A 16,508-nucleotide genomic window follows, 5' to 3' on the forward strand; every position below is an offset into this window, starting at 1 on the left:
AAGGCTGCATTGAAAAGGCACACTGTCATACCGGGATCGGCTGGATCAGATCAGACCCGCTGGCGCGGTTCGAATTCACTGCCGGGTCAACGCGGTAAAAGTCCAGCACATCCTCGGCACCGGGTCGCATCAGGCGCGCGGCCCCCTTCCCGGCCTCACCCAGCCAGAGCGGCCAGTCGTCAGGTTCAAGGATCAGCGGCATCCGATGGTGAATGGCACTGAGATGATTGTTGGCAGGCGTCGTCACGATGGCACAGGTACCTTGCCGGGCTTCATCTGCGCCCCAGTCCTGCCAGACCCCCGCAAAAGCGATCGGCGCGCCGTCGTTGCGATGAATATACCAAGGCAAGCGCGTGCCCTGTTCGGTTTTGGTCCATTCGTAAAACCCGGTCGCCACGATCAGGCACCGCCGTTCGCGACAGGCGGCGCGGAACGCAGGTTTTTCGGCCAGCGTCTCGGCCCTCGCATTGATCAGCAAAGGACCGGCCGTTTCGGTCTTGTACCAATGCGGCAGAAACCCCCAGCGCAGCGGGTCCAGCCTGCGCCCGCTCTCTCCGGCCCGGACCACGTGCACCTGGTTTGTTGGACAGACGTTGAAATTCGGCACCGGTGGTAGCGTGTTGGCCGGGCGTGCAGAAAACAGCTGCGCCATCGCATCATTGGGAAGGGTTATTGCAAACCGTCCGCACATGGGTAATGAACCATCAATAGTCGTATCAAACAGGCACAAGATGTCACGGGGTCTCATGCAAAATCAAACAGCGAAAACCCTCAAAGGCAAGGCCGTGGCAGCTCTGGAGGCAGGAAAGCTGCAACAGGCGCTGAAAAAGGCACAGCTGGGCGTCAAGAAATTTCCGAAGGATTCAGATTTCCACGCCATCTCAGGCTTTGTTCTGACCGAGATGGAACAGTACAAGAAATCGATCCCGCATTTCGTTGAAGCATCCCGCATGAAACCGGACGATCCGCAATTCGTGGAAAACCTGGCGAATGCGCTGATGCAGACCGGACAGATTTTCAAAGCGCTGGAATACACCGAGCAAAAACTGGAGCAGTTTCCCAACAACAAGGAACTGAACCGCGTTCTGGATGAGATCCACCTAAAGGGTGAAAACTGGCGGATGATCATCGAACATGCCAGCAAAAGGCTGGAAAACGGGCCTGATGATGTGGACCTGCTGGTCAAACGTGCCCGCGCTTATTCGAAGATCGGATTTGTCAACGAGAACTCACGGGACATCGACCGCGCCTATAAGCTGGAGCCGGAAAACACAAAGATCGCGTTCCACAAATCGGTGAACCTGCATCAAAGCGGTGAAAAGGACAGATCGAAAGAGATCCTTTGGCGCATTCTGGATGAAATACCGGATCATGCTGCATCACTGCTGCAATTGTCGATAATAGCTTCCAAGGAGGATGCTCCAAAACTGCTCGACTCTGTCGAGAGCGCTATCTCTCTCAGTGACAATGACAATCTGGAACTGGAATTCGCCAAAGCGCATCTGATCTCGGCAATTGAAGGTTTGGCCGCGGCCATGCCTCAATTTGCGCGCGCCAACGCGATTCAACATGACGGCAACCCCTATAATGTCACCGCGGAAGAGGAAAAACTGGACCGGATCACCGGCCTGTTCCCTGCTGGCGCAAAGCTGCCGGACTCTGGCCTGAGTGACGTGCCGGTTCCGATCTTCGTTCTGGGTCAACCCCGCTCAGGCACCACCCTGATGGAGATGATGCTGAGCTCGCCCCCCGATGTCGCAGGCTGTGGAGAGTTGACGCTAGGCGCTGACTTGTCGCACAAGTTTGGAAACGACGACCAAGTTTTCAAAGTCACAGATGCCACGGAAATCGCCGAGCAGTTCCGCGAGCTGATGCCACCGGTCCCCGAAGGGTCTGTCGCCTTTGTCGATAAGATGCCGCACAACTATCAGCGCGTCGGCTTCCTGTTGGCCGCATTCCCCAATGCCAAAATAATCAACATGCTGCGGGATCCGCGCGACGTCGGACTATCGAAATGGATCAGGAGGTTCCCGGCGGGCGGGATGCGTTATGCTTCGAATCTCGCCTCCATTGCCCATTCGGCGAATATGTATCGTCGCTACATGGCCCACTGGGACGCCGTGTTCGGAGATCGCATTCTGACCGTGCCATACGAAAAACTGGTGGCTGACCCGAAAACCTATAGCCAACAGGTGGCTGCCTTCTGTGAGCTGGAATGGACTGAGACCATGATGCGCCCCGAAGAAAACAAAAAACAGGTCAGAACCGCCAGCATCGATCAGGTCCGCAACAAGATTTCGACCAAATCGATCGGTGGATGGCAGAGCGTGTCTGAACATCTAAGCCCGATGCTGGACGGATTCGACCCGGCGCTCTGGCCGGAATACGACCTCGGCTGAGCACGCTGGAATAAGCAAAGGCCGCATCGGGTGATGCGGCCTTTGTTGTTAATGGGTCGCAGAGTTATTTCTGCTTGATGCGGCCGTCCAGATAGGGCTGATACGGCGCGTTTTCGGCCAGGTATTCCGCCGTCACATCGGCCAGATCAGGCCCATAGTCGTAGGCGTTCTTGTCATCGCCTTCGAACATGGAATAGCCATCACCGCCGTTGCGGACATAGTTGTTGGTGACCACCAGATACGTGGCAGACGGATCGATGGGCACAAACCCATCCCCTGCGGCCACCATCACCTCGGTGATGCGCCCTTCGTTCGGTGCAACCGACGGATCCCAGGTGAAGGTCAGGCCAGCAACCTGCGGGAAGCGGCCCTTGACCTCTTCGACCTGGCTGACGCCGTTTTCCAGCGCGTCGATGACGGTCTGACCGCTGATCTCAAAGGTCGAAAGCGTGTTCTGGAAGGGCAGCACGGTCAGCACCTCGCCCATTGTCACGTCGCCCGGATCGATCGAGGCTCGCAACCCGCCCGAGTTGGCTATCGCGATCTGCGCGCCCTGATCGGCAACCCGCGCCAGCATGGCGTCGGCGACCAGATTGCCCATCTCGCATTCCTGCACGCGGCAGACAGCGCGGTCACCTTCGATTGAATCCGCGGCATTCGCCACCACCTTGTTGCGGATTTCCTCCAGCGGAACGGCCAGTTCCGCGATGCGGTCCAGCGCGGCCTGATCCTCTGTCACGGTGTTGTCCATGATCAGCGGCTCGCCCACGGCTTCGACCACGTTGCCGTCATCATCGAAGGTCACGTTCAATTCACCCAGGAACTTGCCATAGGCATAGGCCTGCACGATCTGAACGCCATTGACGAGGGTCGGATACGGACCAGCCGCCTTGTCAGATACGTTCGACAGGTAGGTGTTCGAATGGCCGCCCACGATGACATCCACGCCGGTGGTTTCCTGCGCCACGCGTTGATCGACACCATAGCCCGAGTGGCTGAGCACGATAATCTTGTTCACCCCCTCACCGGTCAGTTTGTCGACCTCGGCCTGCACCGCCGGAACCGGATCCGAGAAGGTGATGTTGGGCCCGGGCGAGGCAAGATCATGGGTGTCTTCCGGGGTCAGACCGATCAGACCGATCCGTTCTCCGCCCACCTCGATAACCGTCGATTTCTTGATCTTGTCGGTCAGCAGTTCTTCGTCACGTATATCCGCGTTCGACATCAATACCGGGAAATCCACCGAGTCGATGAACCCGCGCAGCACTTCGGGGCCGTCATCGAATTCGTGGTTGCCCACGGTCATCGCATCATAGCCCAGCTTGTTCATGAACTCAGCCGCGACCTTGCCCTTGTAGTAGGTGTAGAACAACGAGCCCTGAAACTGGTCTCCACCATCGACGAGGATTGAGTTTCCGGCCCGCCCTCGCGCTTCGTTCACGGCCGTAACAAGACGGGCAGAACCGCCGAAACACTTGCCTTCTGCGTTGTCTTCCGCATCGCATCCGCTGTCATATTTGTTGATCGGCTCAAAGCGCGCGTGAAAATCGTTTGTATGCAGAATCGTCAGCTTATACTCCGCCGCGGCCATGCCTGCGGTCAGGCCCAGAACAGCCACTGACGCCAGAAAACGGGTGAACATATTTATACTCCCTGTATTTGATTGGCGTGATGGTGCGCTCAGCGGCAGGAAGAGTCAAAGGGGGAAATCCGGCTTGATTCTGCCCGTCACGCGGGGCATCACCACCTCATGCTGATTTACAAGATTTTCCGGGCCAGTGAATGGGCCATTTTGCAGGATCAGGGTGCGTCGGACGGTGCGCCGATTGATGTATCCGACGGCTATGTCCATTTCTCGACCGCCGAGCAGGCCGCCGAAACTGCAGCCAAGCATTTTGCCGGGGTTGAGGGGTTGATCCTGCTGGCCTGCGACGCGGACGCGATGGGTGAAGACCTGAAATGGGAGCTGTCGCGTGGCGGTGCCCTGTTCCCGCATCTTTACCGCCAGATTCGCATAACCGATGTTGTGTGGTCGCGCCTTCTGCCCTTTGACGGGCAAGCGCACCAGTTCCCGGCAGAGATGGTATGACCGCGTTCATCGACCCCGACCGCGCCCAGTTCGAGGCATTCAAGGCACTGGACCGCGACCACCCGATCGAAATGTTGAATCTGGTGAAGTTCCGCGCCAAAGCGGAATACCCGGCGGGGCACGAACTGGCAGAGGCCGGGCTGACCGGCGCTCGGGCCTATCGCAATTATGGCGCAGAAACCGCTCCGATCATTGTTCGGTTGGGCGCGTCGATCCTGTGGCGCGGCGTGTATCAGACCACTCTGATCGGCCCGCAGGATGAGGCATGGGATGAGGTGTTCATCGCCCGCTATCCAACCGCACACGCGTTCCTTGAGATGGTGACGGACCCGGTTTACCGGGCAGCCGTCATACACCGGCAGGCGGCGGTTGAAACCTCACGCCTGATCCGCTGCACACCCACCCAAAGCGGAGAGGCTTTCGGATGAAACTGACCGAGAAACTGGGGCTTGCTATCCTGCACAAGATGAACCCCGAAACCGCCCATGGCATGTCGATCAAGGCGTTGAAGGCCGGGCTGGCCCCGATGCCGGGGCCGGTGACCTCGCCGCGGCTGAAAACCAACGTGGCCGGGCTGAACCTGCCCAATCCGGTGGGACTGGCGGCAGGGTTCGACAAGAACGGAGAGGTTCTGACCCCTCTGTCCCGAACCGGGTTCGGGTTTATCGAAGTCGGCGCGGTCACCCCGCGCCCGCAACCCGGCAACCCGAAACCCCGCCTGTTCCGCCTGTCCGAAGACAAGGCCGCCATCAACCGTTTTGGCTTCAACAATGAAGGCATGGAGGTGATGGCAAGCCGTCTGGCCAACCGCCCCAAAGACGCGGTGATCGGCCTGAACCTTGGTGCAAACAAGGACAGTGATGATCGGCCCGGCGACTTTGCCAAAGTGTTGGCCCACTGCGCCGCGCATCTGGATTTCGCCACAGTCAATGTCTCGTCCCCCAACACCGAAAAGCTGCGGGATTTGCAGGGCAAGGCAGCGCTTGGCGCGTTGCTGGGGGGCGTGATCGAAACACGCAACACGCTGTCGCGCCCAATCCCGATTTTCCTGAAAATCGCCCCGGATCTGACCGAGGCGGAATTGCAGGACATCGCCGAAGTCGCCTCGGAATCCGGTGTGGACGCGGTGATCGCCACCAACACCACCCTGTCCCGCGACGGGCTGCGCAGCACCCATCAGGGCGAGACCGGTGGGTTGTCCGGTGCCCCGCTGTTCGAGAAGTCGACGCGGGTTCTGGCTCGTCTCAGCCACCTGACCGAGGGGAAGATTCCCATGATCGGCGTAGGCGGGATCAGCAACGCAGAGCAGGCCTATGCCAAGATCTGCGCCGGGGCCTCTGCCGTGCAGTTTTACACGGCGCTGGTCTATGGCGGGATATCTCTGGCGGCAGAAATCGCGCAGGGCTTGGATGAATTGCTGGCACTAGACGGGTTCAACTCTGTCGCGCAAGCCGTTGGAAGCAAACGAGAGGATTGGCTGTGATCGCATATTGGCACAACCCGCGCTGTTCGAAATCCCGCGCCGGTCTGGCGCTGCTGGAAGAGAACGGCGCGCAGATTGAGATTCGCAAATACCTTGAGGACGCGCCCTCGGCGGACGAAATCCGCGCGGTGCTGGACCGGTTGGGCATCGATGCCATCGACATGATGCGGACCGGTGAAAAACGGTTCAAAGAGTTGGGCCTGACCAAGAACACGCCCGCAGATGACCTGATCGCTGCAATGGCCGAGAACCCGATCCTGATCGAGCGCCCTCTGGCCATTTCTGGCGACAAGGCCGCCATAGGGCGTCCGCCCGAGAACCTGCTGGCGCTGCTTTAAGCCACCTGCGCCTCAAGCCGGGGATAGCGCCAGCCCAGCGTGATGCCGCGCGCGATGTTCAGAACCATCAGCGCGGCCCACAGCCCGTGATTGCCCAGCGTCGGCACCAGAACAAACAGCGCGGCAACATAGATCACGACCGACTGGACCATCGCGTTGCGCATGGCGCGGGTCCATGTGGCCCCGATATAGATGCCGTCGAACATCCAACTCGCCACCCCGATCGCCGGAGCCAAAGCGGCCCAGATCAGGTAATCCCGCGCGGCCAGCCGAACTTCGGGCGAGGTGGTCATCAGGTCGATCAGGGCCGGTCCGGCCAGATAGAACACAGCGCCCAGCGCAAAGGCTCCGCCCACGCCCCATTGCGACGCCATGATCGACGCGCGACGAACCTGATACCGGTCGCGCGCACCCACGGCACTGCCGACCAAGGCCTCGGCAGAGAAGGCAAAGCCATCCAGCGCGAAGGCGGTGATCTCAAGAAATTGCAGCAGCACCTGATTGGCTGCGAGGTTCACGTCGCCCAGATCGGAGCCGACGAACAGAAAGGTGGTGAAAGCCCCTGTCAGCAGGACTGAACGGATCATGATATCCATGTTCACCTGCATCATCCGACGCAGCCGGGACGCATTGAAAATGCGCGGCCAGTCGCACCACTGGTTTCCACCAAACGCATTGCGGCACAGCCACAAGCCCAGCGCCAGACCGGTCCATTCTGCGATCAGCGTGGCGATGGCGACACCTTCGACACCCCAGCCAAGACCAAGCACGAACCACAGGTCCAGCAGGATGTTCAGCCCGTTCATCCAGACCTGCAACAGGAACACACCGCGCGTTCGCTCAATCGCGATCAGCCAGCCTGTCACCGCGAAAAGGGCAATCGTCGCTGGCGCCCCCCAGATGCGGATTTGCAGGTAATCCCGCGTCAGCGACTCGACCTCGGGGCTGGCGGGTGACAGGGCAAACGCACCCCAGAACACCCAGATCTGCGTCAGGATAAAGAATAACCCCGCCGCGCCACCCAGCAGCAGCCCGCGCATCAAGAGCGCACCGGTCTCGGCAGTATCTCCGGCCCCGCGCGCCTGCGCCGCCAGCCCAGTGGTGCCCATGCGCAGGAAGCCAAAGATCCAATAGAACGCCGCCAGAATAACCGCGCCCATGCCCACGGCGCCGATGGGCGCTGCCTGCCCCAGCTGCCCGACCACTCCGGTATCCACAGCCCCCAGAATAGGCACCGTGGCATTGGACAGCACGATCGGGAACGCGATCTTCAGCACCCGTTTATGGGTGAGAGGTGCCGAGGCGGTCTGCACGATAAGTTACCCCGTTTTGGGTTTGGACTGCGGCATCAGGAAATGCCCGGTCGCCTGCGCTATCGGACGCGCGTGATTGTCCTGCCATGCCTCGACCCGGACCGACGCATAGCGCCGACCGGACCGGCTGACAAAAGCGCGGGCATAGGCATCGCGCGGCAGGCCCGAACGCAGGTAATCTACCGTGAAATCCACGGTCTTGGGAAACCGCACCGAGTCGGCCTTGAACAGCTCTTCCGCTTCGATCTCACCGCTTTCGATCTTGGGAAAGAAAAACTCCCAACTCAGCGTGATGACGGCGGTGACCTCAAGGAACGCCGCCGTCACCCCGCCATGCAGCGCGGGCAATAGGGGGTTGCCGATCAGCTTGTCATCGAAATTTAGGACTCCGGTCAGCTCATCACCGCGTCGGTCGAAGGTGATATTCAGGAACCGGATATACGGCACCCCTTCGACAATTGCGTTCAGGGCCGCATCACGGCGTTGCTTGACCACCTGCATGGGTTCGGGACGGGAACGCGCCATCACAGACCCTCCACCGTAAAGGAACCCGCGGCGGTTGCGACCGGCAAATCCTGATTCTCGTCCATCGCCGTGGCCCGGACAAAGGCGACGTTGCGAGTGATGTGATAGCAGGTGGCATGCGCAGTGATGCTCTGCCCTGGTGTCGCGGCGCGCATGTAGTCGATCCTTAAATCAATCGTGGCAGTTCCACCGGGGGCCGATGGGTGGGACATCACAGCAGCACCACAGCAGGTGTCCAACGCAGCAAACACGGCACCGCCATGGATGACACCGGTTCGGGGGTCTCCGACCAGATCGGCGTTGTACGGCATAGAGATCGCGGCCTCACCATCACTGATTTTGGTAAGCTTTAGCCCAAGCGCCTTGGCGTGCGGGATCGCTTCGATGAACCGGCGCGCAATTTCTACTTTATCGACCATGTCGTGTGCCCCACTTGATTTCCTTCTTTATGAGCCTGTGGCTTGCAAAAGAGCAAGAGCGCCTGTTGCGCTTGCCGTCACGACGGCCTAGTTTGCAGCCAAGGAGATCGAAAATGACCGACAACCGTTTGTCATTAAACGAGATGTGCGAAGAGTTCGACGTAACCAAGCGCACCTTGCGTTACTACGAATATATCGAGCTTTTGCAGCCGGAACGCGAAGGCCGCAGCCGGTATTATGGCCCCCGTGAATGCGCGCGGATGAAGCTGATCATGCGCGGGCGGCTGTTTGGATTCTCGCTGGAAGAGATTCGCCAGTGGCTGTTGATCTATGAAGATCAGGGCAATCAGGCGCAGATGGCCGAGTTTATAAAACTGGCGGACCGGCAGATGCCGGAACTGCAGAAGCAACGGCAACAACTGGATGAGGCGATGGACGAGCTTCAGCGCCTGCGCGACCAGACCGCCAAGTCCCTGCGTTAAACCCACCCCTTTTTCATTCTAAATTGTTTGAAGCCCGGGCATTGCAGCCTTGGGCTATCCGGTCGTGTTTCCGCATCGGATGCCCGGTGCCCTTTTTTTAGTGAAATTCCGTTACGTCAATTCCGAAAACCCGGACATCAGGCACCTTGACGCGAAAGGATGCTACGTCAACTTTCAATGTGACGTAGCGTTTGCATTACGTGAACGTCATCTACGTGTTGTAACGTGCGCATCGACTGCGCACCTGACTTTTATAGACGCCAGTGACGAGAGTGCTGAAACCATGACCGAAGATCTGATGACCATCCGTGAAATGTGCGAGACCTACGAGGTCACGCCGCGCACCTTGCGTTTTTACGAGGCAAAGGAACTTTTGTTTCCGATCCGCGAGGGCCAGAAACGCCTGTTCACCAAACGGGACCGGGCGCGCCTGAAGCTGATCCTGCGCGGCAAGCGTTTCGGCTTCAGCCTGGAAGAGATCCGGCAGTTGCTGGACCTGTACCATGTGGGAGACCAACAAAAGACCCAGATGATCCGCACGATTGAAATCGCGCGGGAGCGTCTGGCCGACATGGAAGCCCGTCGCGAAGAGCTGACACAAGCCATTGACGATCTGAAGGAACAGTTGCGCTGGGGCGAGAAAGTCATCGCCTCGATAAATCACGAGAAAAAAGCCGCCGGGTAACCCTCGCGGCTCAATCCCCGGACATCTGAATTTAAGGGAGCTTCAAATGCCCGTCTACAACGCGCCAACCAAAGACACTCAGTTCATTCTGCACAATGTGTTGAATGTCTCGGAATCCGATATTCCAGGCTATAGCGAACTGGAGGCCGAATTTACCGGCGCGGTTCTGGAAGAAGCCGGCAAGGTTGCTACCAACGTTCTGCATCCGCTGAACGTGGTGGGCGACACCGAAGGATGCCGTTTGGAAAATGGCATCGTCTACACCCCTACCGGGTTCAAGGACGCCTTCGAGCAGATGAAGGAAGGTGGTTGGACTGGCCTCGACATGCCGGAAGAGTATGGCGGCCAGAACATGCCCTACGTGATCGGCACCGCCGTGGGCGAGATGTTCTCGGGCGCGAACCAGGCGTTTGTTATGTATCAGGGTCTGACCCACGGCGCCGCCTCTGCCATTCTGGCGCATGGCACCGAAGAGCAGAAGAACACCTATCTGCCCAACATGGTCAGCTGCGAGTGGACCGGCACCATGAATCTGACCGAACCGCATTGCGGCACCGATCTGGGCCTGATGCGCACCAAGGCGGAACCGCAGGGCGACGGCAGCTACAAGATTTCCGGTCAGAAGATCTTTATCTCGTCTGGCGATCACGACATGGCCGACAACATCATTCATCTTGTTCTGGCCAAAATCCCCGGCGGCCCCGAGGGCATCAAGGGCGTGTCGCTGTTCATCGTGCCCAAATTCATCGTCAACGAAGACGGCAGCCTGGGTGAGCGCAACGGCGTTTCGGTCGGCAAGATCGAAGAAAAGATGGGCATTCACGGCAACTCGACCTGCGTCATGAACTATGACGAGGCCACTGGCTGGCTGCTGGGCGAGGAACACAAAGGCATGCGCGCCATGTTTACCATGATGAACGAAGCGCGTCTGGGCGTGGGGATGCAGGGCCTGTCGCAGGCCGAGGCCGCGTTCCAGAACGCTCTGGAATATGCCAAGGATCGTCTGCAGGGTCGCGATGTGACCGGCGTGAAGAACCCCGATGGCCCGGCCGACCCGCTGATCGTACACCCGGACATCCGTCGCAACCTGATGGATCAAAAAAGCTTCACCGAAGGCGCGCGCGCGTTCATCCTGTGGGGCGCAACCATGATCGACAAGGCGCACCGCTCGGGTGACAAGGATGCGGACGGGCTGATCTCGCTGCTGACCCCGGTCATCAAGGGCTTCCTGACCGATCAGGGTTACGACATGACCGTTCAGGCGCAGCAGGTTTATGGCGGTCACGGCTACATCGAAGAATGGGGCATGTCGCAATACACTCGCGACGCCCGGATCGCGATGATCTACGAAGGGGCAAACGGCGTTCAGGCGCTGGATCTTGTGGGCCGCAAGCTGGCACAAGATGGCGGCAAGCACGTCATGGCCTTTTTCGACATGGTCAAAACCTTCTGCAAGGAGAACGGCGGCAAGGACGAAGCCTATGACAAGGCCTTCATCGAGCCGCTGAAAGCTGCGTCCAAGGACCTGCAGGCTGCGGGCATGTATTTCATGCAGGAAGGCATGAAGAACCCGAACAACGCGCTGTCCGGTTCTTATGACTTCATGCACATGTTCGGCCATGTTTGCCTGGGCCTGATGTGGGCGCAGATGGCCAAAGCCGCACAGGATGCGCTGGACGGTGGTGCATCGGACAAAGAGTTCTACGAGACCAAGATAAACACCGGCCGCTTCTACATGGCTCGCCGCCTGCCCGCCACGGCGCTGCATCTGTCGCGCATCCAGACCGGCGCGGATACGGTCATGGCGTTGGAGGCCGCGAACTTCTGATCATTCTCCGGTTCCGGGGCCCTGCCCCGGAGCCGGTTTTCGGAGGAGACACAATGCCAAAACGCTTTCGCCTGACCCGCCGCTTTCCGGTCGCAATGACCGAGGACGGCTACCGCAAGCTCAGGGCTTTTGCCCGCGAAGCTGGACTGGACGAAGGTGAAGCACTGTCTTTCCTGTTCGAAAACTTCAACAGCGTCACAAATGAGGAGAAGCTGACGCGCCGACTGCGCGAATTCAATACCGAGCTTGAGGCGCGCAAACGCTGACGGTTCCATTCACACACGCTTTGGGCGTGCGTGTTTTCAGAAAGATGAACGGCAGATCGCGGTCAAACGTTCACCTTTCTTGAAATACGCGAATTGCAGCACGGCACCATGCGCCACGGGAGGGGCGAACACATGACCATCAAACTTCACTGTTTTGGCGAAAGTGGGAACTCGTACAAAGCCGCACTGGCACTGGAAATGTCCGGGCTGGACTGGGAACCGGTCTTTGTCGATTTCTTCAACGGTGTAACGCGCAGCCCCGAGTTCCGCTCGGAAGTCAACGTGATGGGCGAAGCGCCCTTCATGATCGACGGTGACTTCCAAACCTCCCAATCTGGGGCCATTCAGGCCTACGTCACCGAGAAATCGGGCAAATTCGGCGGCAAGGATCGGGATGAGAATTATGAGATTTTCCGCTGGGTGCTGTGGGACAACCACAAGCTCAGCTCTATGGCGGGGCTGACCCGCTTTCTGATCAACTTCCTGCCTGAAAAGCACCGCAACCCGGATGTGATCGCCTTTAACCAGGGGCGCCTCAAGGCAGCATACGCGGTCCTCGACTCCCACCTGGATGGGCGCGACTGGATCGTCGGCGACGGCGTGACCAACGCCGATCTCAGCTGCTGTGGCTACCTTTATTACCCTGAACCATTCGGCTTTGACCGCGCCGACTGGCCCCATATCGACGCCTGGCTGACCCGCTTGTCGGAACAGCCCGGCTGGAAACACCCATATGACCTGATGCCCGGCAAACCGTCGGATCGAGCTTAAGGAGAAGACCCATGACCGAAGCTTACATTTATGACGCCCTGCGCACTCCGCGCGGCAAGGGCCGCAAGGATGGCAGCCTGCACGAGGTAACCTCGGTGCGCCTGTCCGCCCTGACCCTGAACGCGATGAAAGAGCGTAACAACCTCGAAGGCCACGCCGTCGAGGACGTGATCTGGGGCAACGTTACGCAGGTGATGGAGCAAGGCGGCTGTCTGGCGCGCTCGGCGGTTCTGGCATCGGATTTGGATCAGTCGATCCCCGGTCTTGCAATCAACCGCTTCTGCGCATCCGGCATGGAAGCCGTGAACCTGGCGGCAAACCAGGTCAAGGGCGGCGCTGGCGAAGCCTATATCGCAGGCGGTGTTGAGATGATGGGCCGTGTGGCCATGGGCAGTGACGGTGCCGCGATTGCCGTTGACCCGACGCTGGCGATGGACACCTATTTCGTGCCGCAGGGTATCTCGGCCGATATCATCGCGACCGAGTATGGTTTCAGCCGTGACGACGCCGACGCGCTGGCGGTGGAATCGCAGAGACGTGCGGCAGAGGCATGGGAAGACAACCGGTTCGAGAAATCGGTCATCACCATCAAGGACCAGAACGGCCTGACCATTCTGGACCGCGACGAATACATGCGCCCTGGCACCGATATGCAGAGCCTCGGCTCGCTGAACCCATCCTTCGCGATGATGGGTGAGCAGATGCCCGGCTTCGACAAGGTGGCGATGCTGAAATACCCGCACCTTGAGCGGATCAACCACATCCACCACGCGGGCAACAGCTCGGGCATTGTGGACGGCGCTGCTGCTGTTCTGATCGGCAACAAGGAATTCGGTGAGAAGTACGGCCTGAAACCGCGCGCCCGGATCAAGGCGACCGCAAAGATCGGCACCGACCCGACCATCATGCTGACCGGCCCGGTTCCGGTGACCGAAAAGATCCTGGCCGATAACGGCATGAAGATCAGCGATCTGGACCTGTTCGAAGTAAACGAGGCCTTCGCCTCGGTCGTGCTGCGGTTCCAGCAGGCGTTCGATGTCGATCCTGCGCTGGTCAATCCCAACGGCGGCTCAATCGCTATGGGTCACCCGCTGGGTGCAACCGGTGCGATGATCATCGGCACACTGCTGGACGAACTTGAGCGTCAGGACAAGGAAACCGGTCTGGCCACGCTCTGCATTGCGTCCGGCATGGGTGCGGCAACCATTATCGAGCGGGTCTGATGCCCAAGCTGGATCTCTCTCAGATCCCGTTCAAGGGGGGCTCAGCCTATCCCGGCAAGCTGGCCGAGGCGACCGCAGGTCGTTTCGTCCAGCGCGTGGGCGACGCAGGCGGGCTGACCCAATACGGGGTCAATATCGTGCGGCTGGAACCGCAGGGCATGTCTTCGCTGCGTCACTACCACATGAAGCAGGACGAGTTTGCTATCATGCTCAGCGGCACCTGCGTGCTGATAGATGACGATGGCGAGCATGAGATGCAGCCCGGCGACTGCGCCGCTTGGCCAGCAGGTGAGGCCAACGGCCATCACCTTGTGAACAAAACCGATGCGCCCGCGACCTTTCTGGTGGTGGGCACACGGACCCCGACCGAGACCGGCTTTTACAGCGACATAGACATGATGGTGAAGGATGACGAGAACGGATTCGCCTTCACCCGCAAGGATGGCAGCCCGCTGACGGCTGACCAGATTGGAGATGACAATGACTGATTTCACTCTGAGCAAAGACGCGGACGGCGTCGCCTTTGTTACCTGGGATGCCCAGGGCAAATCCATGAACGTGCTGACGCGCGAGGCCTTTCAGGAGGTCAGCCAACTGATCGATCAGGCCCTGAACGATGACGAGATCAAAGGTATCGTCATCACCTCGGGCAAAGAAGGCTCATTCGCGGGCGGTATGGACCTGAACACGCTGGCCACCATCCGTCAAGAAGCGGGCGAGGAACCTGCACAGGCGCTGTTCGATTTCGTCATGGGCGGCCACCACATCCTGCGCAAGATGGAATTGGCGGGCATGGACCCCAAGACCAAAAAGGGCGGCAAGCCGATCGCCTGTGCCATCAACGGCACCTGCGCCGGTATCGGGACCGAGATCGCGCTGGCCTGTCACCACCGTGTCATGACCTCGAACCCCAAGGCCAAGATCGGTCTGCCGGAAATCATGCTTGGCATCTTCCCCGGCGGCGGCGGCACCATGCGTTTCAGCCGTATGGTTGGCGCGATGGCAGCGGCCCCGGTCCTGCTGGAAGGCAAGATGATGGACCCGGCCAAGGCCAAGGGCGCGCAGCTGATCGACGCTGTGTCGGACGACCCGGTTGCTGCGGCGAAAGAGTGGGTTCTGAACGCCAAGGACGCCGATCTGGTCAAGCCTTGGGACGCCAAGGGCTACAAAATGCCCGGTGGTGCGCCCTATCACCCTGCCGGCTTCATGACCTTCGTCGGCGCCAATGCGATGGTGAACGGCAAGACCCAAGGCGCCTTCCCGGCGGCCAAAGCCCTGCTGAGCTCGATCTACGAAGGTGCGCTGGTCGACTTTGACACCGCTCTGAAAATCGAAGCGCGCTGGTTCACCAGTGTTCTGATGAACCCGTCCTCATCTGCGATGATCCGGTCTCTGTTCCTGAACAAAGAAGCGCTGGAGAAAGGCGCGGTCCGTCCCAAAGGTGTTCCCGATCAGCGTGTCCAGAAGGTCGGCGTATTGGGCGCTGGCATGATGGGTGCCGGTATCGCTCTGGTCTCGGCGCAGGCTGGGATGGAGGTCGTTTTGATCGACCGTGATCAGGAAGCGGCTGACAAGGGCAAGGCCTATTCCGAGACCTATCTGGACAAGGGTATGAAGCGCGGCAAAGTCACGGCTGAAAAGAAAGAGGCCATGCTGGCCCGCATCACTGCGACTCCGGATCTGGACAACCTCAAAGGCTGTGACCTGATCATCGAAGCCGTGTTCGAGGACGTGGGTGTCAAGGCCGAGATGACCAAGAAGGTCGAGGCAATCATCCCCGAGGATTGCATCTTTGCTTCGAACACCTCGACCCTGCCGATCACCGATCTGGCCAAAGCCTCGGCTCGGCCCGAACAGTTCATCGGCATCCACTTCTTCTCGCCGGTTGAAAAGATGTTCCTGGTCGAAATCATCAAGGGCAAGGAAACCGGGGATCGCGCAGTCGCCAAGGCGCTGGACTATGTCCGCCAGATCCGCAAAACGCCGATCGTGGTCAACGATGCGCGCTTCTTCTACGCCAACCGCTGCATCATACCGTACATCAACGAAGGTGTGCGGATGATCGCCGAGGGTGTGAACCCTGTGCTGATCGACAACGCTGCGCGTCAACTGGGCTTCCCGGTAGGCCCGATCCAGCTGACCGATGAGACCTCGATTGATCTGGGTGCCAAGATCGCGCGTGCGACCAAAGCGGCGATGGGCGATGCCTACCCGGAAAGCCCCTCGGATGATCTGATCTTCTGGATGGAGGAACAGGGCCGTCTGGGGCGCAAGGCCAACGCGGGCTTCTTCGACTATGACGAAAAAGGCAAGCGTGTCGAATATTGGAAGGGTCTGCAGGACAAGTACCCGCATGCCGAAGACCAACCTGATCTGATCGAGGTGCAGGAGCGTCTGATGTTCGCACAGGTTCTGGAAGCGGTCCGCGCGTTGGAGGAAGGTGTGCTGGAAGACATCCGCGAAGGCGATGTGGGCGCGATCCTGGGCTGGGGCTTTGCACCTTGGTCGGGCGGCCCGCTGAGCTGGCTGGACATCATAGGCACGCCTTACGCGGCCGAGCGTTGCGATCAACTGACCGAGGCGTATGGCGAACGCTTCGCCTGCCCGCCGCTGCTGCGTGAGATGGCCGAAAAAGGCCAGAGCTTCTACGGCCGCTTCGCACCCGAAGCCAAGGCTGCCTAAATAAA

General features: G+C 59.5%; 18 protein-coding genes. 13 read left to right on the top strand and 5 right to left on the bottom strand.

All coding sequences use genetic code 11. The features are described 5' to 3' along the window. Positions 1-25: 25 nt before the first annotated feature. Positions 26-691 (bottom strand): SOS response-associated peptidase, encoded by a 666-nt coding sequence (locus tag GOX88_RS05685; RefSeq protein ID WP_170400177.1) that lies wholly within the window; start codon positions 689-691, stop codon positions 26-28. 55 nt (positions 692-746) lie between these two features. On the opposite strand from GOX88_RS05685, the gene GOX88_RS05690 reads away from it, so the two are divergent. Continuing rightward, positions 747-2,399: a tetratricopeptide repeat-containing sulfotransferase family protein gene (locus tag GOX88_RS05690; protein WP_170400179.1), complete on the top strand. Its 1,653-nt coding sequence runs from the start codon at positions 747-749 to the stop codon at positions 2,397-2,399. Between the two features lie 64 nt (positions 2,400-2,463). Here GOX88_RS05690 and GOX88_RS05695 read toward each other — a convergent pair whose 3' ends face one another. After that, positions 2,464-4,041 (bottom strand): bifunctional metallophosphatase/5'-nucleotidase, encoded by a 1,578-nt coding sequence (locus tag GOX88_RS05695; protein ID WP_170400181.1) that lies wholly within the window; start codon positions 4,039-4,041, stop codon positions 2,464-2,466. A gap of 108 nt (positions 4,042-4,149) precedes the next feature. On the opposite strand from GOX88_RS05695, the gene GOX88_RS05700 reads away from it, so the two are divergent. From GOX88_RS05700 to arsC, 4 genes are read left to right on the top strand one after another with little or no spacing between them, the layout of a single operon-like run. After that, entirely contained in the window at positions 4,150-4,488 is a 339-nt protein-coding gene (locus GOX88_RS05700; protein WP_170400183.1) for a DUF952 domain-containing protein, read from the top strand. Beyond that, positions 4,485-4,916: a DUF1330 domain-containing protein gene (locus GOX88_RS05705; RefSeq protein WP_170400185.1), complete on the top strand. Its 432-nt coding sequence runs from the start codon at positions 4,485-4,487 to the stop codon at positions 4,914-4,916. Before GOX88_RS05700 ends, GOX88_RS05705 begins: the two co-directional genes overlap by 4 nt. Further along, complete coding sequence (locus tag GOX88_RS05710; protein WP_170400187.1) at positions 4,913-5,971, top strand: quinone-dependent dihydroorotate dehydrogenase; 1,059 nt, start codon at positions 4,913-4,915, stop codon at positions 5,969-5,971. The genes GOX88_RS05705 and GOX88_RS05710 overlap by 4 nt, the downstream gene beginning before the upstream one ends. Further along, positions 5,968-6,309 (top strand): arsenate reductase (glutaredoxin), encoded by a 342-nt coding sequence (gene arsC, locus GOX88_RS05715; protein WP_170400267.1) that lies wholly within the window; start codon positions 5,968-5,970, stop codon positions 6,307-6,309. Before GOX88_RS05710 ends, arsC begins: the two co-directional genes overlap by 4 nt. Here the strand turns inward: arsC and GOX88_RS05720 are convergent. Genes GOX88_RS05720 through GOX88_RS05730 form a run of 3 tightly spaced genes read right to left on the bottom strand, consistent with a single transcriptional unit; the run spans position 6,306 to position 8,566 of the window. Beyond that, complete coding sequence (locus GOX88_RS05720; RefSeq protein ID WP_170400189.1) at positions 6,306-7,622, bottom strand: MATE family efflux transporter; 1,317 nt, start codon at positions 7,620-7,622, stop codon at positions 6,306-6,308. The two genes, arsC and GOX88_RS05720, sit on opposite strands and share 4 nt — an antisense overlap. Positions 7,623-7,628: 6 nt before the next feature. Continuing rightward, complete coding sequence (locus GOX88_RS05725; RefSeq protein WP_170400191.1) at positions 7,629-8,147, bottom strand: PaaI family thioesterase; 519 nt, start codon at positions 8,145-8,147, stop codon at positions 7,629-7,631. Then, on the bottom strand, positions 8,147-8,566 hold the full coding sequence (locus GOX88_RS05730; RefSeq protein WP_170400193.1) for a PaaI family thioesterase: 420 nt from the start codon (positions 8,564-8,566) through the stop codon (positions 8,147-8,149). The genes GOX88_RS05725 and GOX88_RS05730 overlap by 1 nt, the downstream gene beginning before the upstream one ends. Before the next feature lie 113 nt (positions 8,567-8,679). On the opposite strand from GOX88_RS05730, the gene GOX88_RS05735 reads away from it, so the two are divergent. From GOX88_RS05735 to GOX88_RS05770, 8 genes are all read left to right on the top strand, one after another. Then, positions 8,680-9,048 (top strand): MerR family transcriptional regulator, encoded by a 369-nt coding sequence (locus GOX88_RS05735; protein WP_170329415.1) that lies wholly within the window; start codon positions 8,680-8,682, stop codon positions 9,046-9,048. A gap of 283 nt (positions 9,049-9,331) precedes the next feature. Continuing rightward, positions 9,332-9,733 carry a MerR family transcriptional regulator gene (locus GOX88_RS05740; protein ID WP_170325475.1) on the top strand — a complete coding sequence of 134 codons (402 nt, stop codon included), beginning with the start codon at positions 9,332-9,334 and terminating at the stop codon, positions 9,731-9,733. A 46-nt stretch (positions 9,734-9,779) separates the two neighbouring features. Continuing rightward, positions 9,780-11,561 (top strand): acyl-CoA dehydrogenase C-terminal domain-containing protein, encoded by a 1,782-nt coding sequence (locus tag GOX88_RS05745; protein WP_170400194.1) that lies wholly within the window; start codon positions 9,780-9,782, stop codon positions 11,559-11,561. 53 nt (positions 11,562-11,614) lie between these two features. After that, complete coding sequence (locus GOX88_RS05750) at positions 11,615-11,827, top strand: hypothetical protein (protein WP_170400195.1); 213 nt, start codon at positions 11,615-11,617, stop codon at positions 11,825-11,827. A 132-nt stretch (positions 11,828-11,959) separates the two neighbouring features. Then, entirely contained in the window at positions 11,960-12,598 is a 639-nt protein-coding gene (locus GOX88_RS05755; RefSeq protein ID WP_170400196.1) for a glutathione S-transferase family protein, read from the top strand. Between the two features lie 11 nt (positions 12,599-12,609). Further along, the gene (locus tag GOX88_RS05760) at positions 12,610-13,821 is read left to right on the top strand and encodes an acetyl-CoA C-acetyltransferase (protein ID WP_170349305.1); all 1,212 of its coding nucleotides are present in this window, start codon (positions 12,610-12,612) and stop codon (positions 13,819-13,821) included. Beyond that, positions 13,821-14,309, top strand: coding sequence for a cupin domain-containing protein (locus GOX88_RS05765; RefSeq protein ID WP_170400197.1), 489 nt, complete (start codon positions 13,821-13,823; stop codon positions 14,307-14,309). Before GOX88_RS05760 ends, GOX88_RS05765 begins: the two co-directional genes overlap by 1 nt. Beyond that, the gene (locus tag GOX88_RS05770) at positions 14,302-16,503 is read left to right on the top strand and encodes a 3-hydroxyacyl-CoA dehydrogenase NAD-binding domain-containing protein (RefSeq protein ID WP_170400198.1); all 2,202 of its coding nucleotides are present in this window, start codon (positions 14,302-14,304) and stop codon (positions 16,501-16,503) included. Before GOX88_RS05765 ends, GOX88_RS05770 begins: the two co-directional genes overlap by 8 nt. Positions 16,504-16,508: the final 5 nt, after the last annotated feature.

This window comes from Ruegeria arenilitoris (assembly GCF_013030985.1).
Lineage (GTDB): Bacteria > Pseudomonadota > Alphaproteobacteria > Rhodobacterales > Rhodobacteraceae > Ruegeria > Ruegeria arenilitoris_B.

Bases quoted from the DNA above. Each gene is read 5' to 3' on its own strand.
- GOX88_RS05745 (WP_170400194.1), top strand. From the start codon at position 9,780: ATGCCCGTCTACAACGCGCCAACCAAAGACACTCAGTTCATTCTGCAC.
- GOX88_RS05700 (WP_170400183.1), top strand. From the start codon at position 4,150: ATGCTGATTTACAAGATTTTCCGGGCCAGTGAATGGGCCATTTTGCAG.
- GOX88_RS05705 (WP_170400185.1), top strand. From the start codon at position 4,485: ATGACCGCGTTCATCGACCCCGACCGCGCCCAGTTCGAGGCATTCAAG.
- GOX88_RS05695 (WP_170400181.1), bottom strand. From the start codon at position 4,041: ATGTTCACCCGTTTTCTGGCGTCAGTGGCTGTTCTGGGCCTGACCGCA.
- GOX88_RS05685 (WP_170400177.1), bottom strand. From the start codon at position 691: ATGTGCGGACGGTTTGCAATAACCCTTCCCAATGATGCGATGGCGCAG.
- GOX88_RS05760 (WP_170349305.1), top strand. From the start codon at position 12,610: ATGACCGAAGCTTACATTTATGACGCCCTGCGCACTCCGCGCGGCAAG.
- GOX88_RS05725 (WP_170400191.1), bottom strand. From the start codon at position 8,147: ATGGCGCGTTCCCGTCCCGAACCCATGCAGGTGGTCAAGCAACGCCGT.
- GOX88_RS05755 (WP_170400196.1), top strand. From the start codon at position 11,960: ATGACCATCAAACTTCACTGTTTTGGCGAAAGTGGGAACTCGTACAAA.
- GOX88_RS05710 (WP_170400187.1), top strand. From the start codon at position 4,913: ATGAAACTGACCGAGAAACTGGGGCTTGCTATCCTGCACAAGATGAAC.
- GOX88_RS05690 (WP_170400179.1), top strand. From the start codon at position 747: ATGCAAAATCAAACAGCGAAAACCCTCAAAGGCAAGGCCGTGGCAGCT.
- GOX88_RS05735 (WP_170329415.1), top strand. From the start codon at position 8,680: ATGACCGACAACCGTTTGTCATTAAACGAGATGTGCGAAGAGTTCGAC.
- GOX88_RS05765 (WP_170400197.1), top strand. From the start codon at position 13,821: ATGCCCAAGCTGGATCTCTCTCAGATCCCGTTCAAGGGGGGCTCAGCC.
- GOX88_RS05740 (WP_170325475.1), top strand. From the start codon at position 9,332: ATGACCGAAGATCTGATGACCATCCGTGAAATGTGCGAGACCTACGAG.
- GOX88_RS05730 (WP_170400193.1), bottom strand. From the start codon at position 8,566: ATGGTCGATAAAGTAGAAATTGCGCGCCGGTTCATCGAAGCGATCCCG.
- GOX88_RS05750 (WP_170400195.1), top strand. From the start codon at position 11,615: ATGCCAAAACGCTTTCGCCTGACCCGCCGCTTTCCGGTCGCAATGACC.
- GOX88_RS05770 (WP_170400198.1), top strand. From the start codon at position 14,302: ATGACTGATTTCACTCTGAGCAAAGACGCGGACGGCGTCGCCTTTGTT.